Source organism: Phyllobacterium bourgognense (genome assembly GCF_003337575.1).
GTDB lineage: Bacteria > Pseudomonadota > Alphaproteobacteria > Rhizobiales > Rhizobiaceae > Phyllobacterium > Phyllobacterium bourgognense.
This window is the reverse complement of record NZ_QPJM01000005.1, coordinates 302,601-319,792: the sequence shown is the minus strand read 5'-3', so window position 1 is coordinate 319,792 and position 17,192 is coordinate 302,601. Positions and strand designations below refer to the sequence as shown.

Below are 17,192 nucleotides of genomic sequence, written 5' to 3'. Positions count from 1 at the left end.
AATGGCTTGAGGAAGTTGTCGCTGAGCCCGGCAATGACGGTCCAGATCGAAAAGATGATCGCCGGCGTGGTCGCTTCCGTCGCAAGAACATAGGCTATGACAGGTAGCGTCACCAGCAACGCCGGCACCTGCACGATGGCAAACAACAGCACCACGAGCGTCAAAACGCCGGCCGATGAAAGACCTATGGCGAAAAAGCCTATCCCGATCAGCAGCGACTGAATGACCGCGACACCAACTACGCCGACCGCCACACCTCGGATCGTAGCGGCGGTCATCGCAACCAGCCGGGAGCCTTGCGCCTTGCTGCCGGTGATACGTTCCAACAGGCGACTTGCGAACTCGGTGCACCCTTCGCCATAGGCGATGAGCACGGCAGCGACTGCGAACGAAAGTACGAATGAAAGCTGACCGGCGGCCAAACCACCCGCGAACGCTGCCAGCCATGAGGCAACGCCGCCGAGCATCTTGCCGTACTTGGCAAGCGCCGCCGGGATGTTTGTCGCGACGAGCGCCCATGTGTCGGTCAGTTTCTGGCCGACCACAGGCAGGTCGGCAAGCCATGGCGGCGGCGGCGATACCATGAGGCTGCTGTCTTGCAAGTCCGAGACGAACACAAGTATGGAAGATCCAAGCGACGTCACCACCATGACCAATGGCACCAGCATCAGCAAAACGCTGACCAACCCTATCAACGTCGCCGACCAGCGGTTGCCGACCCGGACAACCAAGCGTTGGTGCAGAGGGTAGAGCATGACCGCGAGGATCACCGACCAGAGCAGGATGCCAGCAAACGGCAACATGATACGGCTACAGGCATAGATCAGTAGGCCCACGAGTCCGATCTGAAGCGCTGAATCAAGCAGTCTCAAGAGCGATGGCGCACGCTCAGGAATGATGACGTTCGGCTGCATTTTGCTGCCCCTTCCGAGCCAATCTGGGTTTCAGATAGCTCGGTCCTCCTGCTGACTATTTACCTGTTTCGGCCTTTCTGCAAGGCAGATGCAATAGTGCTCGCTGGACGCGCCTTGAACAGCCATCCGGGAAGCCCGATGCAGTCTCAGCCTGGCGCAGTCATGTGGGCGGGTTCCTTGGCCGCCATCGCCATTTGATCAATTTACGCAACGTTTTACCGTAACGTACTTCTGCTGCGCGCGCCCGGATGCCTATGATCATCGTGGTCCACCTGTCGCGCGAGGAGCGATTGGGATACAGGGCAGATTAGACGCAATTTTTTCGAAGCGTTGTATCGGCAAGTTCGGGTAGGATGGCCGATCTTATCGGGGATCATCGTGGTAATGGTGGCGCGTGGGGCTTCTGGCTGGGTGAATTGAAGGCTGGCGCGTAACCGACACAGTCTATTTTACCTTCGTTATAGACCTTACTATTGGCTATGGCGATTGACATTGCACATTTTTCATCGATTGAGCCTTTATTTGGAATGGAGGGGTCATGAATCATCTGTGGCAAGAAATCCGGCATAACCCGATCCTTTGGCTCCTTGCCCTCGTGCCCTTCGTTTTTGCGGCGAAGATGACCAGCCCGGAAGCGCACACGCTGCTTTTTCTGCTCGCGGTGTTGGCCATCATTCCGTTGGCAACTTTGCTCAGTCACGCTACCGAGTCCGTAGCAGCCAAAACGGGCGATGCGGTCGGTGGCCTCCTCAATGCAACGCTCGGTAATCTCACCGAACTCATCATCGCGCTGGCCGCACTGCGCCTTGGCCAGTTCACACTTGTCAAGGCTTCCGTGGCCGGAGCAATTGTTGCCAACACCCTGTTTATGTTGGGAGCGTCGTTCCTGCTCGGGGGACTGAAATACCACATTCAGGACTACAATCGCGTCAATGCGCGTCTGCAAACAAGCCTGCTGTTTCTGGCCACCGTCGCCCTGATCATCCCCTCAGCAGTAGCCTCTGCCGATTATGAAGTGCCGTCGGAGTTCATGCAAAAACTCAGCGTCGGCCTGTCAGTCGTCCTGATCATCGTCTATGGACTGGGTCTTGTATTCTCACTCAAGAGCCACAGCGAACTCTTCGGCAGCACAGAAGAGGCTTCGCAGGAGCAGCCTTGGCCACTCAATGTGGCCCTTGTAACGCTGGCGGGCGTGACGGTCCTGGTGGCGCTCGTCAGCGAAATCTTTGTCGAATCGGTTCAGGAGGCGGCGGTGACATTTGGAATGACGGCCGCATTCGTGGGCTTTATCGTCGTGGCATTGGTAGGCGGTGCGGCGGAAATGGCATCAGCGTTTTCCGGCGCTCGCAAGAACAGGCTCGATCTGAGCGTTGGCATTGCTCTGGGGAGTGCTGCGCAAATCGCCCTATTCGTTGCACCAGTCCTTGTGCTACTGAGTTACGTCATCGGGCCGAGCCCGATGGATCTGCAATTCTGGCCGGGTGCGGTCGTCATGGTGCTCATCGCTACGATGACGGCCACCATCGTCACCAACGGCGGGCACTCGACATGGTTCGTGGGTGTATTGATGTTGATGGTCTACCTTATTCTTGCGATGACGCTGTATTTACTGCCGCCTGGCGGGCAGTAGCAGACGTCTTCCACAGCTCTTGAATGACCATCTTGATGCATTGTGGAAGGTTGGCCGCAATGGACGGCTCAGAGCGGAGAAATCGTCTGTTGATCTTATGCAGCCGGCGATAGTGGCACCGGATCAAACTCAACTGGCGGAATGCGCTCGAAAATATCAGCACTCGCCAGGCATTTCTACTTTCATCAAACGCACCGCCGAACGTGCCAATGGGTTACCTTCTGTTCGATGGAATGGGAAGGTGTACTCACCTTCCCACAGCAGAGAAGCGCCTTTATTTATAGACTGGCGCTGCAGTCGGTTCCGCCATTGGCGGAGGAGCTTTTCCTTTCCCGATTGATCCGCAGGCACTTAAACTTGTCACTGTTAGTACGGCAACGACGGTGATCAGAACTCTGTTCATTCGAAGATCCTTTTCATCAAGTTGAAGTAGGCCAACGACTCGAGGCTAACATAGATAGTTTTAAGCGGTAGGCGTTGGAATCGAGGAACATATGGGTAGTGCCCCGATAGCCACACCTTAGTTCTGTCGAGGCTGCGCGGACTTATGTCGGCTTACTTCTCAATGGACCGCTTCGAGGAGGCGGTAGTCGCTTTCGAAAAAATAGATCAAGGGCGCAAAGAGGCGAACTATTGGGACTTTTGGGGTCAACTAGAATGGGCAAAATGGCCATCTGGTCATCCACCGAAAGGCGTATGATCTGTATTGGGTCATTGGGCAATCAGAAGCCCCGCTCGGGCCTCACTTTTCAGCGCCAGAACTCGTCCAGATAGTCGATGACCTCGCCGTTAGATCCTGCGACCCGGCTAAGCATCATCTGGTCGGTCCAAAAGAGGATGGCCTTACGTATCTCCTGATCCTGCCAACCGGCTTCCCTGGCCTTCTCGTACACCCGGATATAGGCGAGGTGCTTGAAAGGAAGGGGAATCTGATCCTTGAACATCTCCTCGATCGCGCCTGCACATTCAGCGCCGCGCCGAAGATAGGGGCCGTCCTCCTTGGGCGGCGTTATTTCGTATCGGGCATGATTCGGAACATAAGACGCCTTGCGTTCTCTCATGGCCTCACCTCGCTATCAGGCGTTCTTAACCCCGCCTGTTCCATGGCCTCTTCCGCGATCGTCTTCACGTTCAATTTGACGCGAGCCACCAGGCGAAGCTCGGTCTCAAGTGGGTGGCCCTCTTCAAACGTCCTCGGAGAATCGGCGATGCTCTCCGATGTAACTAAACTGTCCGGCGTGCTTGAAGTTCCCACGGGGTAAATCGGGGCCCGACGCTTCCCGTCCTATGCTGAAAGAGAGGCCCAACCGTGGGCAGGGCAGGGCGCCTCTGGAGAGTGGCCGGGCCTCAAGAGGAGCAGGCCCGTGATCATCTCGATGAAGATCTGGTGTCGGGTTAAGGTTGCATTCTGCACGTAATGGTTGCTGCCAGCTGGCCGAGCGCCGCGACCAGTTCGACAGCTCTTGCCGCTGCCAAATCCACCACTTCCCGCAAAGTTACAGTTACGTACTTGTTAATTGCGCACCGTAGGATTTCACTGGCCGGAAATGCTCACGATCGAACGGTACCGCTGCTCACAAGCTGGGGTTCCGTTGGTTCTTGGTGCTGATGTCGGGAAGAACGCTCTCGGCGATTGGATTCTTGTGACGTACCCAAACATCGCAGAGATTTTGAAGCGTTGCACACATCGTCGTGTTTTTCATTGAAAGCAGAACGCAGGAGGAGATCATGCATTTATTAGTTCAGACTGCCCTCGCAATCGCTGTCCTTACCATTCCATGTGAGGCCCAGGACATGATCAAGAAATATGGCAAGGCGGCCGGTTGGGATATTTTTGTCAATGAGAAGATGGGCCCTGGCTGCCTTATCGCCCGGCAAAACCCAGACGCTGGCGCACAGGTGGAGATCGGTATCGATGCAACCGCAGATCTGCGCGGCTATCTGGCGCTTTACTCCAAAAAACCTGAAAAGATTACCGCAGGTGAACAGCTCTCGGTCGTATTCGACGTCGATGGTGAGAAGTTCACGGGTGTGGCTACCGGCCAGGAGATTGAAGGGTTCGACGGTGCAACCGTTCCTTTCAACGACCTCGATTTTATCTATGGTCTTGCCAAGAAGAAAAAGCTGACGATCACCGCCAAAGGGCGTAAGGAATTAGTGGTTGATCTTACTGGTACCGATGCTGCGTTCAAGGCATTGCGCGAGTGTCAAGCCGCTCAGAAGAAGTAGCGGCGTCCGTCTGAAGGGAAAAGAGGGGTCGGTCAAAGCTTCCTGCTTCAACCAGCCTCAGCAACTTTGCCGACAGCTACAGCGTCAATGGAACGACCGGCTTCAAGGTGAGGTTCTGACTATAGTACCAATAAAACGCGTCTAATGTCCCGACCTGCCGAAATGCACACTACAAAGGGCAGGCCGGGTGCCGACCCAGTGGGCACTATAGTCAGCATCCAAAGCGTGCGCCACGTATGGTTAACAAAAGGTGAGGCCTGACGCTTTGACCCGGAGAGGGTAGTCGGTCGCCAGACCTCGTGCCGAAGGGCGCCACCCTCAACGACACGCTATGAACAGCAGTAAGCGAGAAAAGTTCCTAGGCCGGTGAGGCCCCTTAGATCAGCGCCTCAATTATACTGCCAAATCCACAAAAACGAACTCATTAAGCTCGGCGCCGCGGCTTGCTCTTGTGCCACCGGAAGGACTTACCTGTCGGCGGTCCACGTTCCGGGTCGTCCGACGTAGTTGCCGGCCTCCTTGGCTGCCTGGATAAATGCAAAGCGCGCCGATCCGGGGGAGAGATTTCCTTCCAGACAGGACAGCAGGGCGTGTTTGGCAGCGGTCAATATCTCGCTTTCTTCAATCGGCCAATCTGTCAGGATTTGCTCTGCGGCCTGAAGTGCTGATGTGATGACACGCGATGCGAACTTCTTTGAAGGGCCTTTCTTCCATCACATTGGAACGGCAACCAATCGGCGTCCGTTTCACGCAGCGGAATAGTCAATATTTACTACGTGAGACCGTGCACGAAAAAGGCGGTGGCCTTTTCGACCACCGCCATTTGGTATCAATGTGAATATTGGGTCATCAACAAATATAATGTGCTTTAGTTGCTCTTCTTCAAAAAGCCCGGTCAACTGGAGTCTCAGTTACAGCTGACCGGGCTGTTTGGGCCATGGCGGGCCCTTGCCGACGGGGCAACGTCGGCGCCAAAATAGTATAGCCTTAATTAGTCGACGAGAGATCGGACCAAAGGCCCATTAGCGAAAATCAAAAGCCCTATTCAGCCTCAGTTGCAAATCCGCTAATTACCAAAACATTGGGTCTGAGCGTTCCAAGTGAATTAGCCAGCTGCCGACGATTGCGAGAGCAATACCCATGCAGAATATCAGGCCGTAATGTGAGGAAGGCGGGGTATCCCGCTCATCGTTTGGGTCGTCATCAAAAGGTACACGCATAGAATTTATTCCCTTCGAATGATTTTCCCGTCGTGCATTTCGAAGACGCCGCTGCCACCCCCTTGAGAATGGAAATCTATTTCCAGTTCCCTCCATCTACCAAGCACTCTGCCACACGAACTGCATTGAATCAGAGTGTCGTCCTGCACGTCATCCGGAATTCGCAGATAGATCGTTCCGCATTTTGGGCATTCGAGTTTGTGATCAAGACGTTTGTTCATCTGACGACCTGCCAACGCCACCCAATAGAATTTTACGCTTAATTTCGCGTGCTACAATCGTGTGTCTGCCGGTGGACAAATGGCGCTTTGGAACGGATCTGTTGCGATCTCGTTTCCCAAAAAAAGAAAAATGAGGAGGAAAAATGGAAAGGGACGAATTTCTGTCGTCCGCGGTTCAGGTGCCCTTCGCAAGCAAATCAACGCCGTGAAGGAGCGGGACGAGTTCCGGATGCCGGCATGGGCCGGATTTGTCTGGGGAACCTTATTCGGCTTCGCTGTTGCTGCGTGGTTGATTGATTAGAGCCTAGCCTATAGGCAAATCCACGTGACGAGGGAAAGTTTGGAACCTTGTCATAGTCTGCCAGGAAAATAGCAACGGCACTCCCAAATCGAACATTCAGCGTGCGAATGATTGCAATCTTGACTGATCCGATGATGTCGCGGTGCGGTTGATGATTGTGCGGCCCTTAGCATCCTTCATTACATAGCGTCCGCCGACAATCTTTTCACTCATTCCGTTCGCGTGGCGAACCTCCATCGCCGGTGCGCCAGTTTGTACGCTTTCGCGGGTTTGGGGTGCGGATTGACTGATTGTACCACCATTTACGTTGGTGCTGTTACCAGCATCATCGGTTTTTCCGGTGTGGCCTTTGTCTCCACCCTTACCACCGGCATTGCCACTACCATTGCCATTGCCATTGCCGTTTCCACCGGCATTGCCGCCGCCGTTCCCACCGGCATTGCCGCCGTCGTTCCCACCGGCATTGCCGTTGCCGTTTCCACCGGCATTGCCGTTGCCGTTCCCGCCGCTGTTACCGCCATCTTTCGCCCAGACCATTTGGGCCTCCAAGTGAAGAGATTGGTTATCTAAGGTGATTTTATAGGGCGTCGCGACAAGAGCCGCCGTTACGAGGGCGCTGCAAAGAATTGAAACCGGCTTTATATGGATGAGCATCGACGCCTCCTACATACCGTGGGAATTGGAGTGGTCTCATCGAGATCGCTTCGAACCTAGTAAGGTGGCATAAACAGCCCGATGCGCGACTGTCAACAGTTCCATGCCGATATGATCCAGATCAAAACCATTGCTGCTTTACGACAAGACTTTGGTCTTATTCCTGAACGGCCATACGTCCCAACCCCATAGGTCTGAAGTCCAAACGTGGAACGGGTGGCTCTGTTCCACGTTTGGGCGTGCGGCAGCGCGATTAGTCCGATTGCATTGGGTCGGCACAGCCATCGAAACTCGGGAGGGACATCTGCAAGGTCAAATTCCATTCGGCATATAGCGCTGCAGGCCTAGACTTGCCACGAAGCCCACAGACGAGCCGAGCTTCGCGGATGATTTGACTCGAAAGGAACTTCTCGTGAATAGGACGAAATCGAACGCTACGGTTCCGCCGCAACGTACTATTTCAAGTCTCGCCCCGGCTTGACTGGCATGTGGCAGATCAGCGGACGCAATGACGTCAACTATGACGAGCGCGTTGCTTTCGACAGGCACTACGTCGAAAACTGGTCCTTTCAGAAGGATATCATCATTCTTCTCAAGACCATTCCGGCGGTATGCGCGTCTCGCGGTTCGTACTGAGCCGGCGTGGCTGGTCATCGTCGATCCCAGACTCGTTTGAGATCGTCGTCATTATCGCGTGAAAGAATGAAAAGAACTCTAGTCAGGGACGGCGGTCAGCCGTCCCGCATGGAGGCAACAATGGCTCCCCTCGGAGGACATATAAATTTGGCGGTCGGTGTAGCCGTGTTGGCGACGCTGATGGTACTTGCCGTGCTCGTCGTGGCTCTAGACATCGAGATTGCGCTGCCGAGAGGGTGACAGGGCATGCGCTCGGTTGTGAAATAGGAACCAGCATTGCTGCGGATTCTTCGACACAGTGCAGATGTTCATCGGTTTCATAGCGCACTGGCTCAATCCTCCGATTAGAGCAGCAGCAGCGGTTGTTCTTCCTCTGCCTTCGGTTGTGGCAAAACAACAGCTCAGTGTCGGGCAGGGGGCTTTGCAGTTGCAGCGCTTCTTCGGCGGGCGCCTTCATCCAAATGTCGATTTCCTCAGAGGTGCGCAAGATGACCGGCATCGCCTGTTCATGGATCGGTTCGACGACGGCATTCGGGAAGGTAGTCAGAAACGCGAACATATCGGCATTGCGAACATTCAAGCTTACCGTTGAATTGCTGTGCCATGGTCCCGCCCCGCAATTTGAGCCAAGATTTCGCGAAGATATTATTTTTATAGCAAGTTTCAAGATGGCTTCGCCGGTACCTCAATCGATGTGAGGGTCCAAGCTGTGGTTGTCGTCTTTGAGGTGCGAAATCGGCTCTTGGGGATTGGGTTCGTGCAGGAGAGATAACCACTATTTACTAGATGAAATGGTGTTGCCTTCGGGTGTACAGCAATCTTCTCATTGCACGGCTGATGCGTCTAAGGGGCCTTCCCAGAAGCCTCCGGTGCTTCATCTCAGATAATAATGTAGCCTGCCGCCATCCTTCGCCATGTCGCCCTCACGTCAGTCACTAGCTTTGTGCTCGCCGCAATACCACTCCAGTCCGTAGCGCTTGTCAAAGCGAACGATCCCCACGACTTGCAGCTATCGTGCATGCAGCAATGCTCGAACAAGTCCGGCTGGAGCCTTCTCCATCTGGGAAGGGTGCGCGGGCTTTTCGGGTGTTTCGGACATTTGTTAGAACTCGGGCACGGGCGAGAAGCTGCTCCAGAATATACACTGCCTTGACCGCTTGCTCCGGCGAGATTGGTGGGGCAGGCGACACGCTCTTGCGTTGTATGCGGATATTGCGGAAAACTCCCAAGGTTTTTGCTGCACCCGGAAACGACGCTTTCAAGCTGGGTAACCATTACAGCCAGCTGCGACACGTCAACCTTGTGCTGGGCACTGGGAATAACTTTGATCCCGGCATGGTTGGCGACTGCAAGGCTTGCCTGGCGCACACCTTCAAACGCCAGCAAGAAGCGGGATTGAGTGGTGGTAACATTTCTGGTGTCCACTAAATATGCCTCGGCGTCTGCCAGGCGCTGGTGAATGACCGCTTCATCACGCCGGGTGATTTTAACCGCGCCAATTTTGACGAGGTTTTGAATGTTTGCTTCCCACGTCATATTGATCGCTTGATGGCTGCTCCAGCTCCGGTACGTCGCCAGATTGAAACAGAATCATCGGACGCCCGTAGCCTCCGACCCCAGGCCGTGCATCGCGAGCCACGCCAATACGCCAGCGCATTTTACCGCGAGATTGCGTGCCATTCGCGTGCCGTCTTCTGCGGTATCGAACTGTATCGGATCGTAAGCAGGCACGAGTTGCCCATTGTCTGCTCGGCCGAATGCGATAACGACGATAAGGCGCGTGGGGTTGACCATCACGCATTTCAGAGGTCGCTTGGCCGTTGGCTATCAGTGCCGCCGTCGCAATTAAGCGGTGGCGAGCCCTCCGTCAACGGCAATGACCTGTCCTGTGATCCACGTCGCGCGGGAATCGGCGACTTTCAAAATCCACGTGGCAATGTCTTCCGGTACACCACGGCGACCTAACGGGATAAGCTTACGCTCGTGCTCTGTCACAGCGGCAATCTGATCCGGAGACAAGCCCATACGGTCGCGCAAAAAATCTGTCTCCACAGGTCCAGGCGCTATGGCATTAACTCGAATTCTCTGCGGCGCAAGTTCCAACGCCCAGCAGCGTGTTAGGTGCTCCACTGCAGCCTTGCTCGAACCGTAAACTGAAAGCCCTGCGGCAGCCTTGCTGCCGAATGTACTCGACATATTGACGATGGTGCCCCGCGTCGTTGCAAGATGCGGAACGGCTGCCGCTGCGAGAAGGATTGGTCCAGTCACGTTCACCGCATATACACTCGAGATGGTATTCGCATCGCTCTCCATCAGCGACTTGATCGCACCACCCCCGGCATTGTTGACCAGGATGTCGAGACGGCCCCAAAGTTTGATGGCAGCATCAATTGTGTCACGCGCTGCTTCCGGATTGGCTGCGTCCGCGACAAAGCCATGGATGTTGGGATTTGCGGCGGCAATCTCTGCCAGTACTCCAGCGCGCCGTCCTGTGACAAGGACCTTCGCACCCTGCGATGCAAATTGCTGGGCGGCAGCCAAGCCTATGCCGCTGCTGCCACCCGTAATGATGACAACTTTTTCTTGGAAGTTTTCCATAGTGGTTCGCCTCATCTCACTGTATTTGACGATGCATTGTCATCGATCTTCAGAATGTTCCGGAGTCGTGGACAAGAAGGACTGTCGGAAGTCGCCGCTCCGGTTCGATATAATTCGGGCTGTTGCCGATGGCATGATAGTCACCGGCCGCAGGCGTCTCTCAGCTTTTTATGAACGCAAGAAGATCGGCATTGATGACGTCGGCATGGGTCGTGCACATGCCATGCGGATACGTCTCGTAGACCTTCAACGTCCCATTCTTCAAAAGTTTCACTGACAGGAGCGCGGAGTCCGCAATGGGAACGATCTGATCATCATCGCCGTGCATCACAAGCGTCGGGACATCGATCGCTTTCAGGTCTTCCGTAAAATCCGTTTCCGAGAAGGCTTTGATACAGTCATAGTGTGCCTTCGCGCCCCCCATCATGCCCTGCCGCCACCAGTTGGTACGGATTGGGTCGGATATGGCTGCGCCCTCGCGATTAAAACCGTAGAACGGGATCGGGAAATTCCAATAGAACTCTGCGCGGTTTGCACCGAGCTGAGCACGCAAGCCATCCAAGACTTCGATGGGCAAGCCACCAGTGTTTGCGGCGGTTTTCACCATGATCGGCGGAACGGCGCTGATCAAGACCAGTTTGGCCACGCGGTCCTTGCCATGACGTGCGACGTAGTGAGCAGCTTCGCCGCCGCCGGTCGAATGTCCCACGTGTATGGCGTCCCGCAGGTCGAGCGCCGCCGCCAGTTCGGCAAAGTCGGCGGCATAGGTGTCCATGTCGTTGCCAGTTGCGGTTTGGGTTGAGCGCCCGTGGCCGCGACGGTCGTGAGCGATGACGCGGTAGCCTTTATCCAGGAAGAAGAGCATTTGCGTATCCCAATCGTCGCTGGAGAGGGGCCAGCCGTGATGGAAGACGATCGGCTGCCCCGTTCCCCAATCCTTGTAAAAGATCTCCGTACCGTCCTTGATTTTAAGTATGCCCATGTCATTAGGCCTTTCGCTTCGGTTGTTGGAATTGGTTGGTGAAAGAGGTGGGGCGCCGAACGCCAGTGAAGGCATTGCAGCGAAAACCGTCGCACTCGCCCCAAGCAGAAGAAGGTTGCGGCGAGACGCATCGATCGTTTCAAACGGTGTATGTCCGTTCATGCGGAGATCTCCTTGAGTTGGAGCCGGACAGGTAGGACGCTCGTCTGCCAATTCGTTGGCTGCAGGAAGAAACCGGAAAAACTCCTGCATTCACCATCTCTGTCGCGTCCGGTTAACACGGCTCGCACATTAGAATTAACTCCGATGTCGAACTCAGACATCCCACCCATTGGTTGGGGGAACACATACCGAAAGACAAAACACGCAATTGAAATGAAGGCGAGAGGAACGGGGGATCTTGGATGGTGCTTTTCATAATCAGCGAGGGTGATCCAGTGAGACCGATCGATGGTTTCTTTCAGCGGCAATGCCAGTTCGCTATAGTCCCTTACTCAGGAAGCCACATACTATGTTATTGGGTGCACCATCCTCAGCAGGGTGGCCCGCACCTTGAAGTATGGCAAAGGTGGGGTGACACAGCGACTCCCGCTGACGGGACGCGACAGCTTTTCGGACGATTTTACGCTGTGGTTGCCGAACTCGATAACCGAAGCAGTCCTGGATAAGAGCGGGTCGGGTAGCAGTCCGGACGACATTCGCAGTGAGCGGCTAGTTTCGCGCATTGCCTTCGTGTTCCTATCAATCTTAATGACACTCGACGTAGCTGAACAACCAGTGATACCATTCTGGCTGTAACGCGCCCAAACGCTGCCGCTTAGCCCATGCGTTGCTCAACATTAAATGATCACTAGACTGCAGGGGACCGTAGCCGAACCATGACGGAAACTGCTCGCCATTCTTCGATGCCCCGCGATCCTGTGTCCTTCGTTGTCGGCGCGACCGCCGCGCAGGTGATCGGCGGGATGGTTCCGCAAATGTCGCCTTTTGTGATTGGCGGGTTGATGGATGGTCTTTCACTGTCGGAACGTGACTCCGGCTTCATTGTCTCCATCGAGTTGCTTGCCCTCGCCGTCACCGCGACGACAATCGCACCTATCCTGCCCAGGTTTTCCTATCGGCGTGTCAGCCTCGTCGCTGTAGTACTGGCTTTGGTCGCCCAAGGCGGTTCAATCTTCAGTGTCTCGCTAGGATGGCTAGCTGTATTCCGCGCCCTCGCGGGCGCTGGCGAAGGCGCGCTTTACGCCGTGTCGCTTTCCGTCGTCGCCTCCCACTGCAAAAATCCGGACAAAGTTTATGGTTACTTTCAGGTCGTATGGGCCTTGGTCAGTGTTGCGCTGTTCACAATCGGCGGTCAGCTCACCGCTGCCTTCGCACATCGCGGCATCCTAGCGTTGATAGCGGGTGTGACCCTAGTACTCGCCCCAATCCTGCTTCTCATTCCGGACGACCGGGCCAAAAGCGGCTTCCGAACCGAAGCGGACATGGCGCAAGCCTCACCTTCACTCGGAATCATGACATTCGCTGCGATCGTGCTGTACCTTACCGCCTCAGCTGCGATCTACGCGTTCAGCGCGCCTTTGGGCGAGCGCGCAGGTCTTGATACGACCGCGGTCGGTTATGTTCTGACCATCGCGTCCCTGATCGGTCTCGCAGGAGCAGGAGTCGCTACTGTGGTCAATGTGCGCTGGGGACGGGCAATCCCCATCTTGGGGTTCAGCGTCGGATTCGTACTTGTCGCGCTCGCGCTCTGTCTCTGGCGCAGTCCAACGGTTTACATCGTCGCGGTCATCGCATCGGTCGTCATTTACTACTTCTCGATTCCGTATCTTTTCGGGCTTGCAGCAGCGCTCGACCGCAACGGGCGTTGGGCCGCTGCTGCGGGATCGGCTTATTTGCTCGGATTTGCCGCTGGCCCTCTTGTCGCAGGCAGCGTGATTGCGACAGCGGGGTACGCTGGCCTCGCCGGGGTCTGCGTCGCGATAACAGCCGCCGCCTGGGGGCTCGCCGTGGTCGTCATTCAGCGCCTCAGCTGGTCGGGCGCCCCACCGACGTTACGGCATGAGATTGTCATGCGAATCGTGACCTCCAACGAGTGATCGTATCGGTTTCGATAGACATAGTCCTCTGGCGGACTCAATATGAATTGGCCAATCGAACGGATCTAAACCTCCACTATGTTCCGCGCCTTAGCAGGCAGCGCCTCCCAAACGCGAACGAGCTCGCCGACTGAAGTCAGCTGCATCTTGCGCATGACGTTGCTGCGGTGGAGCTTGACAGTGATATCGCTGATGCCAAGGTGAAAAGCGATCTGCTTGTTCAGACGGCCGGTTGCGGCTTCGCGCATCACCTGACGTTCCCGCGGAGTGAGCAGCGCGAACTTGCTTAAGTATCCCTTCAGAATCCGTGAGTGTGCCCGCTGCTGGATATCAATCTCGATGCCTGCGGCGATCGCATCAAGCAGCGTCTGATCGCGCACTGGCTTGGTAAGGAAGTCGACCGCCCCAGCTTTCATCGCCTGCACCGACATGGGGATATCGCCATGGGCCGTGAGAAAGACGATTGGCTTGGCGTTACCGCTCTCGGCTAGCCGGTGTTGGAGATCCAGGCCGCTTAGGCCAGGCATCCGTACATCGACGACCAGGCAGCCTGGCTGATCCGGGAGTTCGGCGTCGAGCAAGTCGCGCGTGGAGGCGAAGCTGATCGTGTCGATGCCCACCGAATGCATGAGCTCTTGGAGCGCCTCGCGAAGATTGGCTTCGTCGTCCACGAGGATGACCAGCGGGCGATCCGCATCGACCCAATTGCCAGTTGGCTGAGATCGGTTGACCACTCTGCTCTCATAACCCTCACTCACATGATAGCTCACACTCATTATGAATTCTCCTTTCCAGTCAGCGCGTTACCGATCGCCGCGAGCAATGCTTGCCCGTCGAAAGGCTTTCGGAACAACCAGTTATGCTTGGCCTGTAGCAGGTCAGCGATCTCGTGGCGGCCCGTGATCAGGATCACTGGCAGGTCGGGGCGTTTTTTGCTCACCAAGCGCTGCAACTCGACGCCGTCCATGCCGGACATGCCGATGTCTGTGATCAGACAATCTATCTCAGGCAGAGTATAGCTGTTGAGCAGCATCTGGGCCGACGAGAATACCCGCACGGAGTGCCCCGCTGACTCGAGAAGATCCTCAAGCGATTCAAGCAGGCGCTGGTCGTCATCAACGATGGCTATCACGGACTGCGAGTTGGGCATTCTTGCAAGCTTCCTGAACGTCTGGAATGAGTGATTGGAATCTGTAACTTTTCGGCAATCCGCACCAGGTCGGCAAGCGATTCCGCCTGCATTTTGTGCATGATCTTGCTGCGATGGATTTCAAGGGTAATCTTACTGATGCCGAGTTCGGCAGCGGCCTGCTTGTTCAGCAGGCCGCTGACTACGAGCGGCAGCACTTCGCGTTCTCGCGGCGTAAGCGTTTCCAAGCGGCGCACAAGCTCGGCCAGCTCAGCACGCGCCGATCGTTGAATGCGGTCCCGATCGATCGCCGCCCGAACCGCCGGAATCAGGTCGTTCTCCCCAACTGGCTTGGTCAGAAAATCGACAGCACCACGCTGAATGGCCCGTACCGATGATGGAATATCACCATGCCCCGTGATGAATACGATCGGAGGATGGACATCGTCGGATAGCTGCTTCTGGAACTCCAGACCGTTGATGTCCGGCAGCTCGACATCAAGGATAAGGCAGGCAGGAAAATCGGGTTTCGCATAGGCGACATAGTCCGCCGCCGCGGCGAACGTCTCGGCCTGCCATCCTAAGGACTCCAATAGTTCGCTGATTGCCTCGCGCACCCTGGCATCATCATCCACCACGAAGACCATCTCCTCACGCTGGCTCATGACGACTCGCTTGCCTTCAACGGAAGCGTGAAAGCGACGGTCGCCCCACGAGTCTCATTGTTGGCCATCCAGAGTCGGCCCCCATGCGATTCGATGATCGAACGGCAGATGGCGAGCCCCATGCCCATCCCGTTCTGCTTTGTTGTGAAGAACGGCTCGAAAACGCGCTCCGCATGCTCAAATCCCGTTCCAGCGTCACGAACCTCGATACGGATCGCATCGATAGCGTCACGGCGTGAGCTTATCTGGAGCGTCCGCGCGCCGTCGACCATAGCGCCGTCCATCGCCTCAACCCCATTGCGCACCAAGTTCAAAAACACCTGCTGCACCTGGACGCGATCGAGCGCAACGGGCGGCAGGTTGGGCTCGAGATCCGTCTCAACACGAATGCCTTTTGCCGCGATCCCATCAGCCATCAGTCGGCAGACTTCACCAATCAAGTGGTTGACGTCTTCCGACGACCTGGTCTGTGGTGCCTGACGGAAGAGGGCGCGGATGCGGCTGACGACATCCGCCGCCGAGTTGGCGTCACGGGTGATACGCTCGGCCGTAATCTTCGCGCGCTCGACGTTCGGAGGGGCGGCGGACAGCCAACGGTGACATGCTTGCGAATTAGCGACGATAGCCGCTAGCGGCTGGTTCACTTCGTGTGCGATCGAGGCGGAAAGCTCGGCCAGGCTGGCTGCCTGAGTCGCCCGCGCGAGTTGCTCGGAGGCGCGGCGCAGGGCCTCTTCGGCATGCACCTGATCGTCTATGTCGTGACAGAGGCCGAACCACTGGACGATGCCTCCGTCGGGAGCACGCAGCGGCTCGGCCCGGCCCGACATCCAGCGATAGACGCCGTCATGCCGACGCAGACGATATTTCATCGAGAAGAGCTCGCCTGTCTTGAGACAGCGCCCCAAAACATCCGACACCGCGTCCACATCGTCCGGATGGAAGATGGTATCGAATACCACCGCCAACTGGCGCTTGTCTTGCAGATCCACACCAAGAAAGTCTGCCATATGCTTGTTGGCAAGGGTGGTCTCCCCTTCCGGGGTCAGACGCCAAAGGTTACTCGGAACCATGTCCACGAGCAACGACAGTTCTCGCTCCCGATTGCGCAGCGCCTCCTGCGCGCGCACCTCATCGTCAATGTCGAGAGAAACGCCGTACCATTGCACAATCGTTCCGTCTTGATCACGCCGGGGCTCCACCCTGCACTCCGCCCACCGATAGGCGCCATCTTTCTCAAGCCAACGAAACCGCATGACGGTGCCGCGGCCAGATTCAAAACAGTTCAGCAATGTTCGCTGCACTTCGGGTGCATCTTCGGGATAGATCAGTTCCTGCAGCAATGTTTCGATGCGGGGATCCTCAATAGCTTCGAAGTCGGCTATCACGGCGCGGAAATGGTCCTGGTATCGCTTGTTGAAATAGACCGGGTCATCCAAGGACGTTATGCTCCAGATGCGGACCGGCACGGCGTCGATCATCTGCTGAAGCTGCTGCTGGCTCCGTCGTAGTGCTTCTTCGGCGTGCATCTGGTCGTCGATGTCGTGGCAGAGGCCGTACCAATGGACGATGCGTCCCGCGTGATTGCGCATCGGCTCAGCGCGACTCGACATCCAACGATAGAGGCCGTCGGCCCGTCGCAAGCGATACCTCATCGTGAAGTGCTCGCCGCTGACAAGGCATCGATTAAGCGTGTCCCGGAACTCAGCTGCATCGTCCGGATGGACGGTCTCTACGAGCATCTCCAATCGGCTTTTTCCTCGTCTATCCATGTCCGGCACGTCGAGGCCGAGAAAATCGACCATGCGCTTGTTGAAGAAAGTCGGCTCCCCTTCTGGAGTCAGGCGCCACAGGTGGCTGGGAACCATGTTGATGAGCTGCGACAGCTCCTGCTCCCGATCGCGCAGCGCCTCCACG

The 17,192-nt window shown here is 56.2% G+C and carries 17 protein-coding genes and 3 pseudogenes; 7 read left to right on the top strand and 13 right to left on the bottom strand.

Annotation, left to right across the window (positions count from 1 at the left end):
• Window positions 1–914: AI-2E family transporter (locus C7476_RS12205; protein WP_114430183.1), on the bottom strand; the 914-nt coding region annotated here is incomplete at its 3' end.
• 415 nt (window positions 915–1,329) lie between these two features.
• Here C7476_RS12205 and C7476_RS29375 point away from each other — a divergent pair.
• Together C7476_RS29375 and cax are read left to right on the top strand one after the other, a co-directional pair.
• Window positions 1,330–1,404, top strand: coding sequence for an ion channel (locus tag C7476_RS29375; protein ID WP_425373973.1), 75 nt, complete (start codon window positions 1,330–1,332; stop codon window positions 1,402–1,404).
• A 48-nt stretch (window positions 1,405–1,452) separates the two neighbouring features.
• Window positions 1,453–2,544 carry a calcium/proton exchanger gene (gene cax / locus C7476_RS12195; protein WP_114430182.1) on the top strand — a complete coding sequence of 364 codons (1,092 nt, stop codon included), beginning with the start codon at window positions 1,453–1,455 and terminating at the stop codon, window positions 2,542–2,544.
• Window positions 2,545–2,818: 274 nt separating this feature from the next.
• Here cax and C7476_RS28665 read toward each other — a convergent pair whose 3' ends face one another.
• Window positions 2,819–2,947 carry a lipoprotein gene (locus C7476_RS28665; RefSeq protein ID WP_114430181.1) on the bottom strand — a complete coding sequence of 43 codons (129 nt, stop codon included), beginning with the start codon at window positions 2,945–2,947 and terminating at the stop codon, window positions 2,819–2,821.
• A gap of 346 nt (window positions 2,948–3,293) precedes the next feature.
• Window positions 3,294–3,605, bottom strand: coding sequence for a hypothetical protein (locus C7476_RS12185; protein ID WP_114430180.1), 312 nt, complete (start codon window positions 3,603–3,605; stop codon window positions 3,294–3,296).
• 667 nt (window positions 3,606–4,272) lie between these two features.
• On the opposite strand from C7476_RS12185, the gene C7476_RS12180 reads away from it, so the two are divergent.
• A complete protein-coding gene (locus C7476_RS12180; protein ID WP_114430179.1) occupies window positions 4,273–4,773 on the top strand; it encodes a hypothetical protein in 501 nt (166 codons plus the stop codon).
• A 467-nt stretch (window positions 4,774–5,240) separates the two neighbouring features.
• Here the strand turns inward: C7476_RS12180 and C7476_RS12175 are convergent.
• A pseudogene (locus tag C7476_RS12175) lies at window positions 5,241–5,453 on the bottom strand (DUF982 domain-containing protein); the annotation flags it as partial.
• Window positions 5,454–6,293: 840 nt separating this feature from the next.
• On the opposite strand from C7476_RS12175, the gene C7476_RS12165 reads away from it, so the two are divergent.
• Complete coding sequence (locus C7476_RS12165; RefSeq protein WP_114430176.1) at window positions 6,294–6,515, top strand: hypothetical protein; 222 nt, start codon at window positions 6,294–6,296, stop codon at window positions 6,513–6,515.
• Between the two features lie 96 nt (window positions 6,516–6,611).
• Here C7476_RS12165 and C7476_RS12160 read toward each other — a convergent pair whose 3' ends face one another.
• Entirely contained in the window at window positions 6,612–7,052 is a 441-nt protein-coding gene (locus tag C7476_RS12160) for a hypothetical protein (protein WP_245426287.1), read from the bottom strand.
• A 537-nt stretch (window positions 7,053–7,589) separates the two neighbouring features.
• Here C7476_RS12160 and C7476_RS12155 point away from each other — a divergent pair.
• A pseudogene (locus C7476_RS12155) lies at window positions 7,590–7,805 on the top strand (sugar transferase); the annotation flags it as partial.
• Between the two features lie 298 nt (window positions 7,806–8,103).
• Window positions 8,104–8,397 carry a hypothetical protein gene (locus C7476_RS29220; RefSeq protein ID WP_181872416.1) on the top strand — a complete coding sequence of 98 codons (294 nt, stop codon included), beginning with the start codon at window positions 8,104–8,106 and terminating at the stop codon, window positions 8,395–8,397.
• A 287-nt stretch (window positions 8,398–8,684) separates the two neighbouring features.
• Here C7476_RS29220 and C7476_RS27840 read toward each other — a convergent pair whose 3' ends face one another.
• The 4 genes from C7476_RS27840 to C7476_RS12130 all read right to left on the bottom strand — a co-directional run bounded on the left by C7476_RS27840 (window position 8,685) and on the right by C7476_RS12130 (window position 11,385).
• Window positions 8,685–9,341, bottom strand: coding sequence for a hypothetical protein (locus tag C7476_RS27840; RefSeq protein ID WP_147274647.1), 657 nt, complete (start codon window positions 9,339–9,341; stop codon window positions 8,685–8,687).
• Between the two features lie 54 nt (window positions 9,342–9,395).
• Window positions 9,396–9,599: a hypothetical protein gene (locus tag C7476_RS12140; RefSeq protein ID WP_181872415.1), complete on the bottom strand. Its 204-nt coding sequence runs from the start codon at window positions 9,597–9,599 to the stop codon at window positions 9,396–9,398.
• Between the two features lie 51 nt (window positions 9,600–9,650).
• Window positions 9,651–10,403, bottom strand: a complete 753-nt coding sequence (locus C7476_RS12135; protein ID WP_114430172.1) for an SDR family NAD(P)-dependent oxidoreductase — start codon at window positions 10,401–10,403, stop codon at window positions 9,651–9,653.
• A gap of 160 nt (window positions 10,404–10,563) precedes the next feature.
• Window positions 10,564–11,385, bottom strand: a complete 822-nt coding sequence (locus C7476_RS12130; RefSeq protein ID WP_210207792.1) for an alpha/beta fold hydrolase — start codon at window positions 11,383–11,385, stop codon at window positions 10,564–10,566.
• 878 nt (window positions 11,386–12,263) lie between these two features.
• On the opposite strand from C7476_RS12130, the gene C7476_RS12125 reads away from it, so the two are divergent.
• A complete protein-coding gene (locus C7476_RS12125; RefSeq protein ID WP_114430171.1) occupies window positions 12,264–13,484 on the top strand; it encodes an MFS transporter in 1,221 nt (406 codons plus the stop codon).
• Between the two features lie 65 nt (window positions 13,485–13,549).
• Here C7476_RS12125 and C7476_RS12120 read toward each other — a convergent pair whose 3' ends face one another.
• The 4 genes and pseudogenes from C7476_RS12120 to C7476_RS12105 all read right to left on the bottom strand — a co-directional run.
• Window positions 13,550–14,260: a response regulator transcription factor gene (locus C7476_RS12120; protein ID WP_114430170.1), complete on the bottom strand. Its 711-nt coding sequence runs from the start codon at window positions 14,258–14,260 to the stop codon at window positions 13,550–13,552.
• Window positions 14,260–14,634: a response regulator transcription factor gene (locus tag C7476_RS12115; protein ID WP_114430169.1), complete on the bottom strand. Its 375-nt coding sequence runs from the start codon at window positions 14,632–14,634 to the stop codon at window positions 14,260–14,262. Before C7476_RS12115 ends, C7476_RS12120 begins: the two co-directional genes overlap by 1 nt.
• A complete protein-coding gene (locus C7476_RS12110) occupies window positions 14,613–15,278 on the bottom strand; it encodes a response regulator transcription factor (protein ID WP_114430168.1) in 666 nt (221 codons plus the stop codon). The genes C7476_RS12115 and C7476_RS12110 overlap by 22 nt, the downstream gene beginning before the upstream one ends.
• A pseudogene (locus C7476_RS12105) lies at window positions 15,275–17,191 on the bottom strand (PAS domain-containing protein); the annotation flags it as partial. The gene C7476_RS12110 and the pseudogene C7476_RS12105, both read right to left, overlap by 4 nt.
• Window position 17,192: the final 1 nt, after the last annotated feature.